Below are 17,185 nucleotides of genomic sequence, written 5' to 3' on the forward strand. Positions count from 1 at the left end.
AAAGCGGATGGTGGAAGCGGGCGCAGGCTGTTCTTTCGGTGCGTTCAGTCGCGGCGCAGACGCGGGCGGTTCATGCGGACCGGAACCATGGTCTGCCGGCGCCGGCTTTGCTTGTCCGCGCGGATCGCTGCCATATGGCTCAGGCTGATGAGAACGAGTGCTGACAGGGTGATCATGGAGAGGATGGTCATGGGTCAAGGGTCGCACTTCTCTGATGATTCGGCGACGCCTCTGTCCGAGGCTTCGCTTCCAGTTTCGGAGGTGCCGTCATGGCGGTGGCTACGGACAAACTCGCCGCAGGACGCGAAACATCGGTCAACTATACGTGCCTGACGTTCAGCCGCAATCGCGAGTTCTAGCGAGGATTTCTGTCTCGGTGACGCGGGCGGAAGTGTGGCGCGGGCAGACAGCCGATCTTCATGCTGCGGCTCAGATCACATCGCTGGCGTCGACGCCGATCTGCCAGACCGGCTTCAGGGTTGGGTAGGCGCCGGTCGGCAACTGTCCGGCATAGATCTGGAGCGCCCGGCGGACGCCGGCCGGCTTTTCCATTGTTGCGCTGCTCGCATAGGCGAAGAACAAGGCCGAGAAGGCGATGACGTTGATGATGTTTGCGAGCGTTTTCATGATGGCGTTCTTCAGGGCTTGGCGTTGATCCGATGGGTGGATCATCTGCCGAACGACGCCATCGTGCGGTTCCCGGTGGAACAGGCCCTGCACGATTGCGATGAGAAAACGGCGTAAGCGGACGGCGGCGAGAATTGTCTTTCAACCCGGCCCGCCGATGCTTAAGTTGCTGAAAACCCGCCTTTCGGAAAGGAAGCCTCCATGATCGGTCTTGGCATTGCCGTGGTCGTCGTCCTCTACCTGGTCTTTCTCTACAACAGCCTCGTCAAGGCGCGGCAGGTGAAAGAGGAGGCATGGTCGGGCATCGATGTTCAGCTGAAGCGCCGCGCCGATCTCATTCCGAACCTCATCGAGACGGTCAAAGGCTATGCCGCCCATGAGAAGGGCACGCTTGAGGAGATCGTCGAACGGCGGAGCAAGGCTCAAGCGGTACCGCAGGGCGACGTCGCAGGCCGGGCTGCGGCCGAAGGATTGCTCAGCCAGTCGCTCGGCAAGCTTTTCGCTCTTGCCGAAGCCTATCCCGACCTCAAGGCCAACCAGAACTTTTCCGAACTGCAGCAATCGCTGGGGGACATCGAAAACGAAGTGCAGATGGCCCGCCGCTACTACAACGGCGCTGCGCGCGATCTCAACGTCAAGATCGAAAGCGTACCGTCGAATTTCATCGCCGGTCCCTTCGGATTTACCAAGGCGGCCTATTTCGAAATCGCCGACGACGCCGACCGGGCGGTCCCCGTGGTGAAGTTTTGACCTATCCGGAAATCCATCGTAGACGGCGTTTCAACAGAGACGAAGGGCGGGCCGCACAGACGGTGGGGCAGCGCCGGCAGCAAGAGACATGCGCATGAAAACCACAGACCAGAAACTCACCATCGTTCCGCCGGGCCATCCGCTTCAGGGTCGGGTGAGCCCCCCGGGGTCGAAATCCATCACCAACCGGGCATTGCTGCTGGCCGGCCTTGCAAAGGGCACGAGCCGCTTGACCGGTGCGCTGAAGAGCGACGACACCCGCTACATGGCTGATGCGCTGAGTGCCATGGGTGTTGCCGTTTCGGAGCCGGACGATACTACGTTCGTCGTCACCGGCAACGGCAAGCTCCTGCCTCCGGAAAAGCCGCTTTTCCTCGGCAATGCCGGCACGGCAACGCGGTTCCTGACCGCCGCTGCGGCATTGGTGAATGGCACGGTGGTGGTCGATGGCGACGACCATATGCGCAAGCGTCCGATCGCGCCGCTGGTGACAGCGTTGCGTGACCTGGGTGTCACCGTCGAGGCTCCCACGGGTTGCCCGCCTGTGACTGTTTCCGGCACCGGCGATTTCGGAACCGGCCGCGTGATTATCGACGCCGGACTGTCCAGCCAATATGTCTCGGCCCTCCTGATGGCGGCTGCCGGCGGCACACGGCCGGTCAATATAGAGCTTGCGGGCGACGAGATCGGCGCGCGCGGGTATATCGATCTCACCGTGGCGGCCATGCGTGCCTTCGGTGCCGAGGTGACGGAGGTCAGCCCCTCCATTTGGCAGGTCGGCCCCACAGGCTATCACGCCACGGATTATGTCATCGAGCCCGATGCCTCGGCCGCGACCTATCTCTGGGCGGCGCAGGTGCTGACCGGCGGCCGCATCGACTTCGGTGTCGCGGCAGCGGCCTTCTCGCAGCCGGATGCGAAGTCCTATGCGGTCATCGCCAGTTTCCCGCATATGCCTGCCGTCATTGACGGATCGCAGATGCAGGATGCGGTGCCGACGCTGGCCGTTCTCGCTGCGTTCAACGAGACGCCTGTGCGCTTCACCGGCATCGAAAATCTGCGCGTCAAGGAATGCGACCGGGTGCGGGCGTTGTCCGCCGGCCTGTCGAACATCCGCCCCGGCCTCGGCATCGAGGAGGGCGACGATCTGCTGGTCGCCTCCGATCCGGCGCTGGCCGGGCAGACGCTGGCCGCCGAAATCGATACCTTTGCGGACCACCGCATCGCCATGAGCTTCGCGTTGGCCGGGCTGAAGATCGGGGGCATCACCATCCTCGACCCCGGCTGCGTCGCAAAAACCTATCCGCGTTACTGGGACGAGCTTGCCGCGCTGGGCGTCGAATTGACCGGTGACAGGCCCTGACCACAGGATTGACCGTGCCCGCCTGCGTATAACCCGCCCGACTGGAGGATGTGCATGAGAGTGCTGGTTGCGATCTTTGGCCTTTTCCTGCTGCTTTCGATGCAGGCGGCGCCGGCGCAGGCCATCGAGATGTTCAGGTCCTACCGTTCGGATATACAGGTCGCCAAAAGCGGCGTGCTGGCGGTCACCGAGACGATCCGCGCCAATGTCGAAGGAAACCGTATCAAGCGCGGAATCTACCGCGATTTGCCGCTGACCTTCACGGATGCGAGCGGCAAAACTGCAAGAGCGGATTTCAAGCTGGTCTCGGTGGAGCGCGACGGGGCGGCGGAGCCTTACCGGACGGAAAGCATCCCCGGCGGCATCCGCATCTATACCGGCGAAGCCGATATCTTCCTCCCGCATGGCGAACACGTCTTCGCTATCACCTATGAGACGTCGCGCCAGATCCGTTTCTTTGCCGAGCATGACGAACTCTACTGGAATGTCACCGGCACGGAATGGGTTTTCCCCATCGATGAGGCCTCTGCCGTCTTGACACTGCCGCAAGGCGTGCGGCCTCGGGCGCTCGATGTCTTTACCGGCGCCTACGGATCAACGCAGAAGAACGCCCGCGCCGTAGAAGAAGGCGACCGGATAAGCTTTACCACCACAAGACCTCTTGCAGCCGGCGAGGGGCTGACCATTGCCGTCAAGATGCCGAAGGGCAGCATCGATCCGCCCTCTGCCTCGCAGGAAAATGTCTGGTGGCTGAAGGACAATCTGCACTGGATCCTCGCCATTGCCGGGCTCGTGATCACCACGCTCTATTACGCCCGCATGTGGCTGCGGGTCGGCCGCGATCCGGCTCGCGGTGTCATGGTGCCGCGATGGGACGCCCCGGACGGCATCTCCCCGGCGCTGGCGAACTATATCGACAACAGAGGCTTTTCCGGGCAGGGCTGGACGGCGCTGTCTGCGGCGGCACTCAATCTGGCAGTCGAAGGCTACGTCACTCTGGAAGACTTGCAATCGTCGCTGGTGATCTCGCGCACGCAAAAGCCGCAACCCGCATCCCTTCAGGCCGGCGAAGCTGCCATTCTCGCCGCCGTCGAGCGCAATGGCGGAAAACTGGCCATCGACAAGGCTAATGGATCGAAAGTGCAGACGCTCGGCTCGGCATTCCGCAGTGCCATGGAAAAGGAACATCGCGGCAAATACTACAAGGCGAATACGTCTTACGTGGTCGGCGGAGTGCTTCTGTCTGCCGCCTTCCTCGGGGCTATCCTCACATTCGGCCGGCTCGGCGACAATGTCGTGCTGATCATCCTGCCCGTCGTCGCGGCCGTCTTCGTCGCCATCTTTTCCATTGTTTTCGGCCGGCTCTTTAAAGGCCCAAAAACCCTTGGTGCGCGGATAGCCGCGATCCTGGTCGTCGGGATAGTGGGCTTTTTCCTGGTGTCGGGCCTGCTGACCGTCCTTGCCGTCACCATCTATCAGGCTGTCGAGACCCATGAAATGCCGCTGCTGATCGGCATCGGCGGCATCGTCCTCGTCAATCTCCTGTTTCTTTATCTGATGGGCGCGCCGACGCCGATCGGATCGAAGATGATGGACGGCATCGACGGCCTTCGCCAATATCTGACGCTTGCCGAACAGGAGCGGATGAACATGGCGGGCGTCCCCGCCATGTCGCCGCAGCATTTCGAAAAGCTCCTGCCTTACGCGGTCGCGCTGGGCGTCGAAAAGCCCTGGTCGGAGACATTCGACCGCTGGCTGATTGCCGCAGCGGCAGGTGCTGCCGCCTACCAGCCTGCCTGGTACCATGGCCAATCCTTCGGCTCCGGATCCTTCGGCGATCGCATGGGCGGCTTTGCCGGCTCCATGGCTGGCACCATGACCGCCTCGCTTCCACCGCCGCCCAAAAGTTCATCCTCCGGCTTCTCCTCCGGCGGCGGTTTTTCCGGCGGCGGCGGCGGGGGAGGCGGCGGAGGCGGGTGGTAGCCTTCACCACCCTGGTCACTTCCGTATCATGCGGTGATACTTGACGGCGGCAAGGATATGTATCATCATTTGATACTTATGGAGACGCTCGATGATCCGTTCGTTCAAGGACAAGCTGTCTCGATCCATTGCCGATGGCACGGTGAAGAAGGGTTTTCCGGCGGATCTGGTTCGCAAGGCGCAGCAACTGCTGATCTTCCTGAACGCGGCTGCCGACATAAGGGATCTGCGATCGCCGCCGGGAAACCGTCTGGAGAAGCTGTCGGGAGACCGCGACGGGCAATATTCGATCCGCATTAACCAGCAATGGCGCATCTGCTTCGACTGGTCGGAGGGCGGCGCAGACGACGTTGAAATCGTGGACTATCACTGACAAGGAAACTCGGATGAGCATGATCAATCTGCCCGCGATCCATCCGGGCGAAATCCTGAAGGAACTCTATCTCGATCCATTGGAGATGAGCGCCGGGGCACTGGCAAAGAAACTGAATGTTCCAAGAACCCGCATTGAACGGATCGTCACCGAGAAAAACGGCATAACCTCCGACACCGCCTTGCGCCTTGCCAGGTTTTTCGGAACGACACCCGAATTCTGGATGAACATGCAGGTGAGCTACGATCTCAAGATCGAGGCCGAGCGCAGCAGCGCCGCGATCGCACGCATCCCTGTCCGCGATGCTGCCTGAACAGCGAGTTTTCCACCATTGAACGGATGACTTTTGCTGCCGGGCTTGCTAAGCCCGCCGCAGTCCCTGATCCCACAGAAAAGCATTCTTCCATGCCCGATCTTCTGCTTGAACTCCGCTCCGAGGAAATCCCGGCTCGCCTGCAGCGCAAGGCCGCTGGTGACCTGAAGAAGCTTCTGACCGATGCGCTGGTGGAAGCGGGGCTGACCTATGAGGGCGCGCGGGAATACTGGACGCCGCGCCGGCTGACGCTGGACATTCGCGGCCTGAACGCCCGGTCCGCCGATATACGCGAGGACCGCAAGGGACCGCGCACCGACGCCAACGAAAAGGCGATCGAAGGCTTTTTGCGCGGGGCGGGGCTGGCATCCATCGATCAGGCGCATGTCCACAGCGATCCGAAGAAGGGCGATTTCTACGTCGCCCATATCGTCAAGCCCGGCCGCCCCGCCGAGGAGATCATCGCCGAGGTGATGCCCGGCATCATCCGGAATTTTCCATGGCCGAAACCCATGCGCTGGGGCGCTTCCTCGGCAAAGCCCGGCGCGCTCTGGTGGGTGCGGCCGCTGCAGTCGATCATCTGCCTGTTCGGGCCTGAAAACGAGGAAACCCAGGTCATCCCGTTCGAAGTCGACGGTATCTTCGCTTCCAACGTCACCTACGGCCATCGCTTTCATGCTCCGGATGCGATCACCGTGCGCCGCTTTGCCGATTATGCCGACAAGTTGGAAAAGGCCAAGGTCGTGCTCGATGCCGAGCGCCGCAAGGATATCATTCTCCACGACGCCCGCGACATCGCCTTTGCCAACGGACTGGAACTGGTCGAGGACGAGGCGCTGCTGGAGGAAGTCTCGGGATTGGTCGAATGGCCGCAGGTGCTGATGGGCGCCTTCGAGGAGGCCTATCTCGAAATCCCCTCGGAAATCATCCGGCTGACCATCAAGACCAACCAGAAATGCTTCGTCACGCGCCCGATGGGTGAAGAAAACCTCTCCAACAAATTCATCCTCGTCGCCAATATCGAGGCGAAGGACGGCGGTGCGGACATCATCCACGGCAACGGCAAGGTGGTGCGCGCCCGCCTCTCCGACGCACGGCATTTCTGGACCCGCGACCAGGGCAACCTGCCGGATCTCGAAACGCTGGAGGCATCGGCACAAAAATTCGATCTCGATCTGACAAAACCGCTCGACCAGCGCATGGCGAAGCTCGACGCGCTGAATGTGACGTTCCATGCCAAGCTGGGCACGCAGGGCGAGCGCGTGCAGCGCATTCGCGCTCTGGCCGCCGAACTTGCCAAGGCGACCGGCGCGGACCCGAAACTGGTCGATCGTGCCGTTGTGCTCGCCAAAGCCGATCTGCGCACCGAGGCCGTCGGCGAATTTCCCGAGCTTCAGGGCCTGATGGGCCGCAAATATGCGCTGCTTCAGGGCGAAGACCCTTCCGTCGCCGCCGCCATCGAGGATCACTGGAAACCGCAGGGCCCGTCCGACCGCCTGCCGGCCGACGCTGTTGGTTTGACGGTGGCGCTGGCTGACAAGCTGGATACGCTGGTGGGCTTCTGGGCCATCGACGAGAAGCCGACGGGTTCGAAGGATCCCTATGCGCTGCGCCGTGCGGCGTTGGGCGTGGTGCGGATTTTGCTGGAACGAGGTATTAGGCTTCCTCTTTCCGAGGCGATTCAAAGTGCGGCAGTGGAAGTGGAAGATCATATCCGCAACATTGAACATGATAAGCATTTTGAAGCTGCCATACGGCTTGAAGGTGCTGGTATTGATGACATCACTGATCGCGTGATGGATGTAACATATCAGTCCCGTCTCGATATCCAGCCTATTGTCACCGACCTCCTCTCCTTTTTCCATGACCGCCTCAAAGTTTACCTGCGTGACCTCGGCGCACGCCATGACCTGATCGACGCCGTTCTGGCTGCGTCCCCCTCATCCGGCCTTTCAGGCCACCTTCTCCCCGTGGGGGAGAAGAGGGAGCAAGGGGCGGCGGCAGAGACCTGGTCTCCCCAGCGGGGAGAAGGTGGCGCGTATGCGCCGGATGAGGGGGGCGAAGCCACGACCGCGAATGACGACCTCCTGATGGTCGCCCGCCGCGTCGAAGCCCTCACGGCCTTTATCACCTCCGAAGAAGGCCTCAACCTGCTCGCCGGCACCAAGCGCGCCACGCAGCTTTTGGCCGCCGAGGAAAAGAAGGGAACGCGGATCGCCGCAACCGTCGATTCGTCCCTCTTGACGCTTGAGGCCGAAAAGGCACTGCACGCGGCTGTCACCTTGGCCTCCGCAGAGGCCCGCTCCGCCATCGCAGGCGAAGACTTCCGCTCCGCCATGGAAGCCCTGTCCAGGCTGCGCGGCCCGGTCGATCGGTTCTTCGCCGATGTCCTCGTCAACGACGACGACCCGGCCATCCGCGCCAATCGCCTCGCTCTTCTTGCACAAATCCGCGCGGCCACGGGAACGGTTGCGGACTTCTCGAAGATTTCGGGCTGAGGAGCGGCGGATGGGGGCCAAAATCCTCGTCAGTGCCTGTCTCATGGGCCATGCCGTCCGGTATGACGGACAGGCCAAGCCGCTTCACCATCCGGTCCTTGATCGCTGGCAGGCGGAGGGGCGGGTGGTGGCGATCTGTCCGGAGCTGTCTGCCGGGATGCCGGTGCCGCGCCTGCCGGCAGAAATCGAACGCGGTTCCGGCAGGGCAGTGCTTCAGGGAGGCGCCCGGGTTGTGGAGAGCAACGGCCATGATGTGACGGATGCGTTTCGCCGCGCAGCGGAAAATGCGCTCGCCCTGGCGCTCGAAACCGGTTGTCGCTATGCGTTGCTGATCGACGGCAGCCCGTCCTGCGGGTCCGGCTTCATCTATGACGGAAGCTTTTCCGGCCGGCGCCGGGACGGCGAGGGCGTCACAACCGCCTTGCTCAGGGCAAACGGCATCAGCGTCTTCTGTGGTTCCGAGATCGAAGCACTTGCCGCTGTTGCCGGTTGATCAGCCCCGGAGACAGCCCACAAAAAATTACGCCCCTGCTTCTCTTCAGGGGCGTAATTCTCGCCTTGGAAGGCGAATGCCTGATCAGCCTTTTTGAGGTGGCTGGCGAGGCAGGGACTGGGAACGACAGACTTATTTTAACCGAAGTTCGAAGGATTGAAGATCAACTTCTTGTGAATGACTGTCTTTCGGCGTGATCCCGGCCATACCGGCCACAGAAGGGCCGTTAAGCGAACCGGTCGTCGCCACATCGTCGATGACGGGAAGCGTCGTCGTTGCCTCGGCCTCCAACGGCGTGGTTGTCGCCGCACCGGCCGCCAGAGTGTTCGGGGCGGCTTTCGATCTGGCTGCTTCCACGGCTTCCGGCGAGGCTTTGCTGATGAAGACCACCGGCGAGCCGCCAAGCCAGGCCTCGGTGCGCACCAGCTTCATTTCACCGTTGATTTCCTTGAATTCCACGCGATCCGTCCCGGCAGGCACCTCTGGAACGACATAGCCGGTCTTCTTGCGAACAACCGGCGGCGGGCAATGGCTGCAGGACAGTTGCTCGATGCTGCCGTTTCCGAGTGTGCCGGATGCGACGATCTCAATGGACGACGCGGCTGCGGGCGCGGCGGCAGCCAGACTTGCGAGTGTCAAAAGCAGGATCCGCATCGGCATTCTCCTCGATTGTGGAATGCGAGGAAAATAGCCGGTCTGCGTTACGGTCCCGTCAGGAGAATTGGTAAAAATTGAATGAAAGCGCAGGCTTTAGGAAGGTCATGCCGTCTCGCGCTGCACGGCCTGCCAGCCGATGTCACGGCGGCAAAAGCCGTTGTCCCATTCCACCCTGTCGAGTGCCGCATAGGCCGCATCCTTGGCGGCGCCGACGGTCGGACCTGTGGCAGTCACGTTCAGCACGCGACCGCCGGTCGCGACCAGTTGGCCATCCTTCAGCGCCGTGCCGGCATGAAAAATCTTGTGGCCGGCGTCCTCGCCCGGCAGGGACAGAATCGGTGTATTCTTCGTGTAGGGGCCGGGATAGCCCTTCGATGCCATCACCACGGTCAGCGCCGCATCGTCCCGCCATGTCGCCGTGGCATTGGCCAGTCCGCCGGTCGCCGACGCGTAGAGAAGCGGCAGCAGATCGCTCTCCAGCCGCATCATCAGAACCTGGCATTCCGGATCGCCGAAACGGACATTGTATTCGATGAGCTCCGGCCCCTTGGCGGTGATCATCAGGCCCGCGAACAGCACGCCCTTGAACGGATAGCCGCTCTCGGCCATGCCCCGGATCGTCGGCTCGATGATTTCGCGCATGGTGCGCTCGACCATGTCCTTGGTCATGACAGGAGCCGGGGAATAGGCGCCCATGCCGCCGGTGTTCGGTCCCGTATCGCCATCGCCGACGCGCTTGTGGTCCTGGGCCGAGGCAAGCGCCAACGCGGCCTCTCCGTCGCAAAGGCAAAAGAAGCTCGCTTCCTCGCCATCGAGATAGGCCTCAACCACGACCTCGGCGCCCGCATCGCCAAATGCGCCGGAAAAGCAGCTATCGATGGCGTCCAGGGCCTCATCCAGCGTCATTGCCACCGTCACGCCCTTGCCGGCAGCCAGTCCGTCCGCCTTGACGACGATGGGTGCGCCCTGATCGCGGACATAGGCCTTGGCCGGCTCGGCCGATGTAAAGCGCCGGTAGGCGCCCGTGGGAATGCCGTACCGGGAGCAGATGTCCTTGGTGAAACCCTTGGAGCCCTCAAGCCGGGCTGCTGCGGCCGAGGGGCCGAAGACGGCAATTCCTGCGTCGTCCAGCATGTCCGCAAGCCCGGCCACCAGCGGCGCTTCCGGGCCGATCACCACGAAATCCACGGCCTGCTGCCGGCAATAGGACAGAACTGCCTCATTGTCGGCGGTATCGATGGCGGCGATCGTCGCATGCTCGGCAATGCCGGGATTGCCCGGCGCGGCATGGAGCGCCGTCAGAAGCGGCGATTGCGCGAGCTTCCATGCCAGTGCATGTTCGCGTCCGCCCGAACCGATCAACAGAACTTTCATTGCCAACTCCCGCAACCGCATGTCGTGGTGCGGTTAGGACGCAGGCAGGCCAAGGTCAAGGCAAAACTGGAAAATACCCTGATTTGCAGTGCCTACAGGAGCCGGGACGAGCCCGCACGCCGGCGTCCGTCCTGTTCGAAGCCATCCATGTCGCCAGCCATCTCGGCGGTGCGTTTCAGAGCCCATATGGACAGGTCATGCAAACCCAGCGGCTTGCTGATCAGATAGCCCTGGAACTGGTCGCAGCCTGCCGCTTCGAGCATGGTAAGCTTCTCCTCGGTATCGACGCCCTCGCCGATAACGCCCATGTTTTGGGCGTGACAGAGCGCGATCATTGCCTTGAGAGCGGGCAGGGATTTCGTATGGGCGAGATTATCCACCAGCGCCCTGTCGAGCTTGATCGTGTCGGCAGTATATTCGATGATCTGACGGACAGACGTGTACCCGGCGCCGAAATCGTCGATCGAGATACGAAATCCCTTGGCACGCAGGCTTTCTATGTTGTGATGCAGCTGATCGCCGAGCTTTACGGCGTAGGTTTCTGTCAGCTCGATCTCGACGGTATCCGGGTCCAGGCAATAACGCTCGGCGCAGGCCACGAAATAATCACTGATCGATTTCGAATAGAGTTCAGCAGAGGAGATATTGATGGCGAGGATGGTACCAGGCCCGAACAGGGCCTTCAGGCGCTGATGCTGGGACATTGCGCGGTTGATGACCCACCAGTCGATCTTCGTGAACAGACCCGAACTCTCGGCAATCGGCACGAACTCGTCCGGCGTGACATTGCCAAGCACGGGTGAAACCCAGCGCAACAGCGCTTCACAGCCGGTGACGGTGCCGCGTCGATCGACGATCGGCATGTAAACGAGATGAAACTGTTCGTCGGGCTCAACCAGGCGCAATTCGTCCTGGATCTGCCTGACGCGGTCGCGCTTGTCCTGAAGAGCGCGCGAAAACCGTGCCGAGCGGTTCTTGCCGTTCGTCTTGGCCTGGTACATGGCCGCGTCGGCGTTGGAAATCAGTTCGGCAAGGTTTGTGGCGTCCAACGGACACAGGGCGACGCCGATGCTGACGGTGACCGGATAGGACTTGCCGCGCACCTCGAAGCCACTGGAAAACAGAGCGAGGATCGCGGCGCTGACTTCCCGCACCGTGCCATCGCCCGGCGTCGATTGCACGAGGACGGCAAATTCGTCGCCCGAGAGGCGCGCCAGAACGGCCGGCGGCAGCTGCCGGCTGGCGGTAATGCCCGCTATCGTCGCCTGAAGTCTCGTGGCCAGCACCTTCAGCAATTCGTCGCCGACATAATGGCCGTATTTGTCGTTGACGAATTTGAAGTTGTCGATGTCCAGGAACAGCAGGCTGCAATGGCCGCCCTCTGCCGTGATGGTATCGACGACGCCGGCAGCCAGCGCGTTGAAGTGGCCGCGATTGCTGATGCCGGTCAGCGTATCCGTCCAGGACGTATGCTGTACAAGCCGCAAGGCCTGCTGCGACTGATCATGCAATTGCTTGATGTTGCCCGTCAGGCGGCCGATCTCTCCTTCCGAGTCCGTTTGCGCGATGTCGGCGTTCTTGCCGTTCATAACCGCCGTGACCTGCAGGTCGAGCGCGGCAATGGGGTTGGTGATGAATCGGCTGATCAGAGCTATGATCAGGCCGATCGACGCAAAGCTCATGGCCAGCGCCCCCAGACACAGAAGAAGCTTCAGACGGATTGCCTTTTCCGATCTGTGCGACGCCGGCACCTCGAGATTGGCAAAGAGCGACGGCGCCAGCCGAACGGACGCGCCGAGATCGTCGGGGAGAAATTGTCGTGTCGTGTTGCTGAGCGTAATCGCCGTGCCGTATTCGCCGCTTAACTTCTCTTGCAGTCTGAGAAATTGCTTGGGCTCGACTGCCACCTGGATAAGGAGGGCGTTTTTCTTGGCGCTTGGCAAGGGGCGGCTGAAGGTGACGGGATCGATGAATTCGGAATAGACGATGACCGGCCGCGTCTGCCGATCGTAGAGATAGGTCCAGTCGCGCACCTGGCTTCCAGCGGACAAGCGGCGCGCCAGCGCAAGTTGCGCCTCCCCGATCTCGGCAAAGGGATCCTCGCTGTTTTCAAAATAATATCCTGTTGTCGCGTCAGGTTTCAGGATGGCAAAGGATGTGAACTTTTTTGGATCCTCGGACAGCGAACCGATATTTTGCTGCAGCCGCAGGGACAGCGCGTTGCTCCGGTAGGCCTCGTTGGCTTCGGAGACAAACAGTCGAACCGCATTGCCTTCCAGAAGAGTGTAGAGGAACGCGCGGCTCTGGGTGAGTTCGTTGCGGAACAGGGCGGCGAGATGGTCGAACTGCTGCGACAGCCGGGCCTGTTCCAGCGCCAGAGCCGACTGTCTCTGCGCGATGTAGACGGAGAGGGCGGCGAGCATATAGCCAGCCAGCACGACGGGGAAGATCAGGAAAAAAGCGCGTCTGCCAAGTGTCACTGGAAATTTGCCATGGAGCTGATGATGCGTCGCCGCACCTGGATGGACTGGACCGACAGTTCCTTTTGATATTGGCTCTTGGCGAGGATTTCAGCAGCCGGATAGATCTCGCGGTCCTCGCGCATTGCTGTGGGGATGAGCTTGCGCGCGGCCTCGCTGGACACGGGCATGCTCAGCGCGATAGCGTTCGAAGCGGCATTTTCCGGTGAGCCGATAAAATCCAGAAGGTTCAAGGCGATGTCCTTGCGTGGCGAGGCTGCCGTGACAGCCAGGCAGTCGAGCCATGACAAGGTGCCCTCTCTCGGCACGGAATAGCGCCAGACGCCGGGTGTGCCGGCCTTTTCGTTCAGGACATGCTGATCGCCGCTATAGCCGATCGCCATGTGGATTTCCTTGCCGAATTCAGCGTTCTGGATCGAGGTAATGACATAATCATAGGTGAGCACGAAGGGCGCCTGACTGCGCATCATCTCGAACGCCGCCTTCAGCGTTGCGTGATCATTGGAATTGATCGATTTGCCGAGAAGGATCAGCGGCGCAACAAAAGCCTCGTTGTGATCGTCATACATCGCGATGTGTTTTTTCAGCGAGTCCGCCGGCGACATCAGCGCGGTCCATGAGGTGGGTGCGGGGCTGACCACATCCGATCGATAGAGAATGCCCATCGTTCCCCAGAGATAGGGTATGCCGTAACCGGCGCAGCGGGAAGCCCACTCCTGCCTGTAATCCTTCAGCGAGGGGGTGCGCGCCATGGTGAGCGGTTCGAGGATGCCGCGCTTGCCGAAGAGCCCCGCGCCGTTTTCACCGACCACGACAAGATCGATGTTGCTGTTCGGATCGGAGAGAACCTCGTCGCGCGCATCGCCGCTGTCGTAGAAGATCTGATTGACGGTCACTCCGGTACTCGCCGACCAGCGATCGAGGATCGTCTGGTCGATATAGGATTCCCAGATCAGGAGATTTAGCGTTTCCGCTCGCGCCTGCGCGGCGTCGGCAAGAATGCCGAGCGCCAGAAAAGCGGAAAGGAGCATTTCGCGCATAGAATTTCCCCGATGGTCACGAGGAACCTTAGCGGGCAATACTTGATGATTGCTTACGCGAGGCAGTCGGGGGCGGGAGTGTGCCGGCGCTTATTCCCTGTGGCTCGGAAGCCGCGGCAGGAAAACTGTAAGCAGGCCGAGCAGCGGCATATAGGAGCAGATCGTGTAGACGAAGGCTATTCCCCGATGATCCGCGACGACCCCGAGAACCGCGGCCCCAATGCCGCCGAATCCGAAGGCAAAACCGAAGAACATGCCGGCTATGAGGCCGACCCGCCCGGGAACCAGTTCCTGCGCGAAGACCACGATCGCCGAAAAGGCGGAGGAAAAGATAAAGCCGATGATCACGACCAGCGTCGCCGTCCAGAATAGGTTCGCATAGGGCAGGAGAAGGGCAAAGGGAATAACGCCGAGGATGGAGAACCAGATGACGAAACGCGCGCCGTAGCGATCCCCGATGGGGCCGCCTAAAATCACGCCGGCCGCGGATGCCCCGAGAAACAGGAACAGCAGCAATTGCGCGTCCTGAACCCCGACACCGAACTTCTCGATGGTGAAGAAGGTGAAATAGCTGGAAAGACTGGCGAGATAGGCATTTTTCGTGGCCGTCAGGATGACGAGCACGATCAGCGTCCAGACGACCTGATTGCGCGGTAGCGGCAAGGTGCGGCTGACAGGCTTGCGGCCGGCCGTGCTGCGGCGGTGACGCATGTACCAGACGCTGACCCACGACAGAACCATGAAACCGGTCAGCGCGATGATCGAAAACCAGCTCAGACTGGCCTGACCCTGCGGAATGACGATGAAGGCAGCCAGCAGCGGCCCGATCGCCGTTCCGGTATTGCCGCCGACCTGAAACAGCGACTGCGCCAAACCGTGCCGCCCTCCGGATGCCAGCCGGGCGACGCGGGAGGCCTCCGGGTGGAAGATGGCGGAACCGATGCCGATAAGGCACGCGCCGATGATGAGCATATAGAAATGGCCGGCATGGGCGAGGGTGATCAGACCGGCGCAGGTCGAAAGCATGGCCGCCGGCAGGGAGAACGGCATGGGCCACCGGTCGGTGACCACGCCCACGGCCGGTTGCAACAACGAGGCCGTCACTTGGAAGGCGAACGTCAAAAGTCCGATCTGCACGAAGTCGAGCGTGTAGTTTTCCTTCAGGAGCGGATAGAGCGAGGTGAGCAGCGACTGCATGATGTCGTTCAGCATATGGCAGAAGCTTACGGCCACGATGGCCGAGAATGCGGTTTTATCAGCGCTGACGCCTGAACTCGGTGATATCGTTGCCATGCTCGTTTCCTGCCTGCCGGACTTGCGCCGCTTGCGCCATATGTCTCTACATTGCTTGAGTCTGGCCTGCTTTTGTGCTGTGGTCTCATTCTTTCGAGAGTGGGCCAAATGCGAGTAATTGACCTCACACAGAGGGACAGCCAGCAGAACGACCAGCATTTTGAAAGTCTTTCCTGGATTGAAACTGCGGAAGAACCGGTCCTGGCGCTCGGCGGCCTCTATCCGGCCGGTTTTCGCGGTCATCTCCACAGTCACAGCAAGACCCAACTCTGGTGTGCCCGCAGCGGCGTTGTGCTGGTCAGCACTGCAGGCGGGCGCTGGATGATTCCGCCCGGACACGGACTGCTCATTCCCGCGGGTCTCGAACATTACAGCGAGATGATCAGTGAGGTGCGTATGCACTCCATCTATGTCGATCCGTTGATCATCGGGTCGCATGCGCCGCGCGTGCTCGAGGTCACCACGCTCGCCGCCAGCCTGATCGAGGAACTGGTGCAGTCGGACGAAGACCTGCCGGCCCCGCGGCGCAAACGGTTGATCATGGACCTGCTGCTCGACGAAATCGAGCGGCTGCCGGAACGGCCGCTCGGCCTGCCGTTTCCGGGCGAGGCGCGGCTTGCGCGCCTCTGCCGCCATTTCCTGAAATCGCCCGACGCCAATGCCGGGATCGACGATTGGGCGCGCGCGCTCGGCATGAGCCGCCGCTCCTTCACCCGGCTGTTTCGCCAGGAAACCGGCGTCAGCTTCGTTACCTGGCGCCAGCAGGCCTGTATTTTCGCATCCCTGCCGCGGCTTGCCGCCGGCGAACTTGTCACGAATGTCGCGCTCGATGCCGGTTATGAAAACATTCCGGCCTTCACGACCATGTTCCGCCGCATGCTCGGCAGCACCCCCAGCACCTACCTGAAAACCCGCACCGTCTGAGTGAGATTGGCCGGCATCAATGGTTTGGCAAAGAAAGCGTCAAGCGGGCTGGTTAACGATCTGGTAGTGACACACCTCCTATAACTGCGTTTAGCGCGCTTTCGATGTTCGCTCCGGCTCGGTTCGGCTGCCGGAGCATGCCCGCCCATTCGGAGTACCCCATGTCCCGTTCATCAGCGTTTTTCCTCGCCGCCGGCCTGTTTGCCGGTCTGTCATCCTCCGTCCAGGCTCAGGATGGCGGTCAATTCTGGTCCGGCGACTGGTATCTGAAAGTCGGGGCCACGGGCTTCATCGGTCCGAAATATGATGGCTCTTCCGACCGCCTGTTCCAGGCTGCACCCTTGATCTCGCTCGGGCGGGCCGGCAGCACGGTGCGATTTTCCTCGCGCAACGACAACCCGGCCTTTGCGTTCGTCGACAAGGGCGCCTTCCGGGCCGGCGTCGTCGGCAAGCTGATCTTCGATCGCGACGAGGATACTTCATCCGATCTGAAAGGCCTCGATCCCGTGCGTTTCGGCGGGGAACTTGGCGGCTTTGCGGAAGTCTACCCGACGGATTGGCTGCGGATCCGCGCCGAACTGCGCCAGGGCATTCGCAGCCATCACGGTATTGTCGCAGACGTCGCCGCGGACGGATTTGTCGATGTCACCGACACGGTCCGGGTCTCGGCCGGTCCAAGGCTGTCGGCGGCGACCAGCGACTATTTCGACGCCTATTACGGTGTCGATGGCTCCGAAGCGGCAAAATCCGGTTATTCGACCTATTCGCCCTCCGGCGGCCTGAGCTCGGTGGGAGCCGGCACGGCCATCACCTGGCAGGCGACCGAGAAGCTGGAGACCAGCGCCTTTGCCGAATACAAGCGGCTGATGGGGCCGGCGGCCGATTCGAGCATTGTGAGGGAAGGCGGCAGCCGCAATCAGTTCATGGTCGGTCTCTCGGCGACCTACAGGTTCGATTTTACCCTGGATTGATTGCGATCGGGCGCTCATCCGCTCTGATCGCTTGACCGTGTGCCCC

16 protein-coding genes are annotated in these 17,185 nt (G+C 61.5%); 9 read left to right on the forward strand and 7 right to left on the reverse strand.

What is annotated here, in order from left to right:
- Positions 1 to 44: 44 nt before the first annotated feature.
- Together PY308_RS06195 and PY308_RS06200 are read right to left on the reverse strand one after the other, a co-directional pair.
- Positions 45 to 191 (reverse strand): hypothetical protein, encoded by a 147-nt coding sequence (locus PY308_RS06195; protein ID WP_275789282.1) that lies wholly within the window; start codon positions 189 to 191, stop codon positions 45 to 47.
- Between the two features lie 238 nt (positions 192 to 429).
- On the reverse strand, positions 430 to 627 hold the full coding sequence (locus PY308_RS06200) for a hypothetical protein (RefSeq protein ID WP_275789283.1): 198 nt from the start codon (positions 625 to 627) through the stop codon (positions 430 to 432).
- 201 nt (positions 628 to 828) lie between these two features.
- Here PY308_RS06200 and PY308_RS06205 point away from each other — a divergent pair, with 201 nt between their 5' ends.
- The 7 genes from PY308_RS06205 (at position 829) to PY308_RS06235 (ending at position 8,400) form a co-directional block, all read left to right on the forward strand.
- Positions 829 to 1,377, forward strand: a complete 549-nt coding sequence (locus PY308_RS06205; protein WP_275789285.1) for a LemA family protein — start codon at positions 829 to 831, stop codon at positions 1,375 to 1,377.
- An 88-nt stretch (positions 1,378 to 1,465) separates the two neighbouring features.
- On the forward strand, positions 1,466 to 2,740 hold the full coding sequence (locus PY308_RS06210) for a 3-phosphoshikimate 1-carboxyvinyltransferase (protein ID WP_434064205.1): 1,275 nt from the start codon (positions 1,466 to 1,468) through the stop codon (positions 2,738 to 2,740).
- Between the two features lie 54 nt (positions 2,741 to 2,794).
- Positions 2,795 to 4,723 carry a DUF2207 domain-containing protein gene (locus PY308_RS06215; RefSeq protein WP_434064206.1) on the forward strand — a complete coding sequence of 643 codons (1,929 nt, stop codon included), beginning with the start codon at positions 2,795 to 2,797 and terminating at the stop codon, positions 4,721 to 4,723.
- Positions 4,724 to 4,814: 91 nt separating this feature from the next.
- Complete coding sequence (locus tag PY308_RS06220) at positions 4,815 to 5,096, forward strand: type II toxin-antitoxin system RelE/ParE family toxin (protein ID WP_275789287.1); 282 nt, start codon at positions 4,815 to 4,817, stop codon at positions 5,094 to 5,096.
- A gap of 13 nt (positions 5,097 to 5,109) precedes the next feature.
- Positions 5,110 to 5,409 (forward strand): HigA family addiction module antitoxin, encoded by a 300-nt coding sequence (locus PY308_RS06225; protein ID WP_275789288.1) that lies wholly within the window; start codon positions 5,110 to 5,112, stop codon positions 5,407 to 5,409.
- Positions 5,410 to 5,501: 92 nt separating this feature from the next.
- Complete coding sequence (glyS, locus tag PY308_RS06230) at positions 5,502 to 7,907, forward strand: glycine--tRNA ligase subunit beta (RefSeq protein WP_275789290.1); 2,406 nt, start codon at positions 5,502 to 5,504, stop codon at positions 7,905 to 7,907.
- A gap of 10 nt (positions 7,908 to 7,917) precedes the next feature.
- Entirely contained in the window at positions 7,918 to 8,400 is a 483-nt protein-coding gene (locus tag PY308_RS06235; protein ID WP_275789292.1) for a 2-thiouracil desulfurase family protein, read from the forward strand.
- Between the two features lie 132 nt (positions 8,401 to 8,532).
- Here the strand turns inward: PY308_RS06235 and PY308_RS06240 are convergent, their stop codons facing one another.
- The 5 genes from PY308_RS06240 to PY308_RS06260 form a co-directional block, all read right to left on the reverse strand.
- A complete protein-coding gene (locus tag PY308_RS06240) occupies positions 8,533 to 9,054 on the reverse strand; it encodes a plant virulence effector HPE1-like domain-containing protein (protein ID WP_275789294.1) in 522 nt (173 codons plus the stop codon).
- A gap of 105 nt (positions 9,055 to 9,159) precedes the next feature.
- Entirely contained in the window at positions 9,160 to 10,431 is a 1,272-nt protein-coding gene (gene purD / locus PY308_RS06245) for a phosphoribosylamine--glycine ligase (protein WP_275789296.1), read from the reverse strand.
- Positions 10,432 to 10,523: 92 nt separating this feature from the next.
- Positions 10,524 to 12,911, reverse strand: coding sequence for a putative bifunctional diguanylate cyclase/phosphodiesterase (locus PY308_RS06250; RefSeq protein ID WP_275789297.1), 2,388 nt, complete (start codon positions 12,909 to 12,911; stop codon positions 10,524 to 10,526).
- Positions 12,908 to 13,951, reverse strand: coding sequence for a polyamine ABC transporter substrate-binding protein (locus tag PY308_RS06255; protein WP_275789298.1), 1,044 nt, complete (start codon positions 13,949 to 13,951; stop codon positions 12,908 to 12,910). Before PY308_RS06255 ends, PY308_RS06250 begins: the two co-directional genes overlap by 4 nt.
- A gap of 90 nt (positions 13,952 to 14,041) precedes the next feature.
- Entirely contained in the window at positions 14,042 to 15,244 is a 1,203-nt protein-coding gene (locus PY308_RS06260; RefSeq protein WP_275789300.1) for an MFS transporter, read from the reverse strand.
- Between the two features lie 108 nt (positions 15,245 to 15,352).
- Here PY308_RS06260 and PY308_RS06265 point away from each other — a divergent pair, with 108 nt between their 5' ends.
- Together PY308_RS06265 and PY308_RS06270 are read left to right on the forward strand one after the other, a co-directional pair.
- A complete protein-coding gene (locus PY308_RS06265) occupies positions 15,353 to 16,168 on the forward strand; it encodes an AraC family transcriptional regulator (protein ID WP_275789301.1) in 816 nt (271 codons plus the stop codon).
- Positions 16,169 to 16,329: 161 nt separating this feature from the next.
- On the forward strand, positions 16,330 to 17,139 hold the full coding sequence (locus tag PY308_RS06270; RefSeq protein WP_275789302.1) for a MipA/OmpV family protein: 810 nt from the start codon (positions 16,330 to 16,332) through the stop codon (positions 17,137 to 17,139).
- Positions 17,140 to 17,185 lie beyond the last annotated feature (46 nt).

The sequence above is a fragment of the Pararhizobium gei genome (assembly GCF_029223885.1).
In the GTDB taxonomy this organism is placed as follows: domain Bacteria; phylum Pseudomonadota; class Alphaproteobacteria; order Rhizobiales; family Rhizobiaceae; genus Pararhizobium; species Pararhizobium gei.

What these genes read in the sequence shown, in the direction of transcription:
- PY308_RS06195 (WP_275789282.1), bottom strand. Translation starts at nt 191, where the DNA reads ATGACCATCCTCTCCATGATCACCCTGTCAGCACTCGTTCTCATCAGC.
- PY308_RS06200 (WP_275789283.1), bottom strand. Translation starts at nt 627, where the DNA reads ATGAAAACGCTCGCAAACATCATCAACGTCATCGCCTTCTCGGCCTTG.
- PY308_RS06205 (WP_275789285.1), top strand. Translation starts at nt 829, where the DNA reads ATGATCGGTCTTGGCATTGCCGTGGTCGTCGTCCTCTACCTGGTCTTT.
- PY308_RS06210 (WP_434064205.1), top strand. Translation starts at nt 1,466, where the DNA reads ATGCGCATGAAAACCACAGACCAGAAACTCACCATCGTTCCGCCGGGC.
- PY308_RS06215 (WP_434064206.1), top strand. Translation starts at nt 2,795, where the DNA reads ATGAGAGTGCTGGTTGCGATCTTTGGCCTTTTCCTGCTGCTTTCGATG.
- PY308_RS06220 (WP_275789287.1), top strand. Translation starts at nt 4,815, where the DNA reads ATGATCCGTTCGTTCAAGGACAAGCTGTCTCGATCCATTGCCGATGGC.
- PY308_RS06225 (WP_275789288.1), top strand. Translation starts at nt 5,110, where the DNA reads ATGAGCATGATCAATCTGCCCGCGATCCATCCGGGCGAAATCCTGAAG.
- glyS (WP_275789290.1), top strand. Translation starts at nt 5,502, where the DNA reads ATGCCCGATCTTCTGCTTGAACTCCGCTCCGAGGAAATCCCGGCTCGC.
- PY308_RS06235 (WP_275789292.1), top strand. Translation starts at nt 7,918, where the DNA reads ATGGGGGCCAAAATCCTCGTCAGTGCCTGTCTCATGGGCCATGCCGTC.
- PY308_RS06240 (WP_275789294.1), bottom strand. Translation starts at nt 9,054, where the DNA reads ATGCGGATCCTGCTTTTGACACTCGCAAGTCTGGCTGCCGCCGCGCCC.
- purD (WP_275789296.1), bottom strand. Translation starts at nt 10,431, where the DNA reads ATGAAAGTTCTGTTGATCGGTTCGGGCGGACGCGAACATGCACTGGCA.
- PY308_RS06255 (WP_275789298.1), bottom strand. Translation starts at nt 13,951, where the DNA reads ATGCGCGAAATGCTCCTTTCCGCTTTTCTGGCGCTCGGCATTCTTGCC.
- PY308_RS06260 (WP_275789300.1), bottom strand. Translation starts at nt 15,244, where the DNA reads ATGGCAACGATATCACCGAGTTCAGGCGTCAGCGCTGATAAAACCGCA.
- PY308_RS06265 (WP_275789301.1), top strand. Translation starts at nt 15,353, where the DNA reads ATGCGAGTAATTGACCTCACACAGAGGGACAGCCAGCAGAACGACCAG.
- PY308_RS06270 (WP_275789302.1), top strand. Translation starts at nt 16,330, where the DNA reads ATGTCCCGTTCATCAGCGTTTTTCCTCGCCGCCGGCCTGTTTGCCGGT.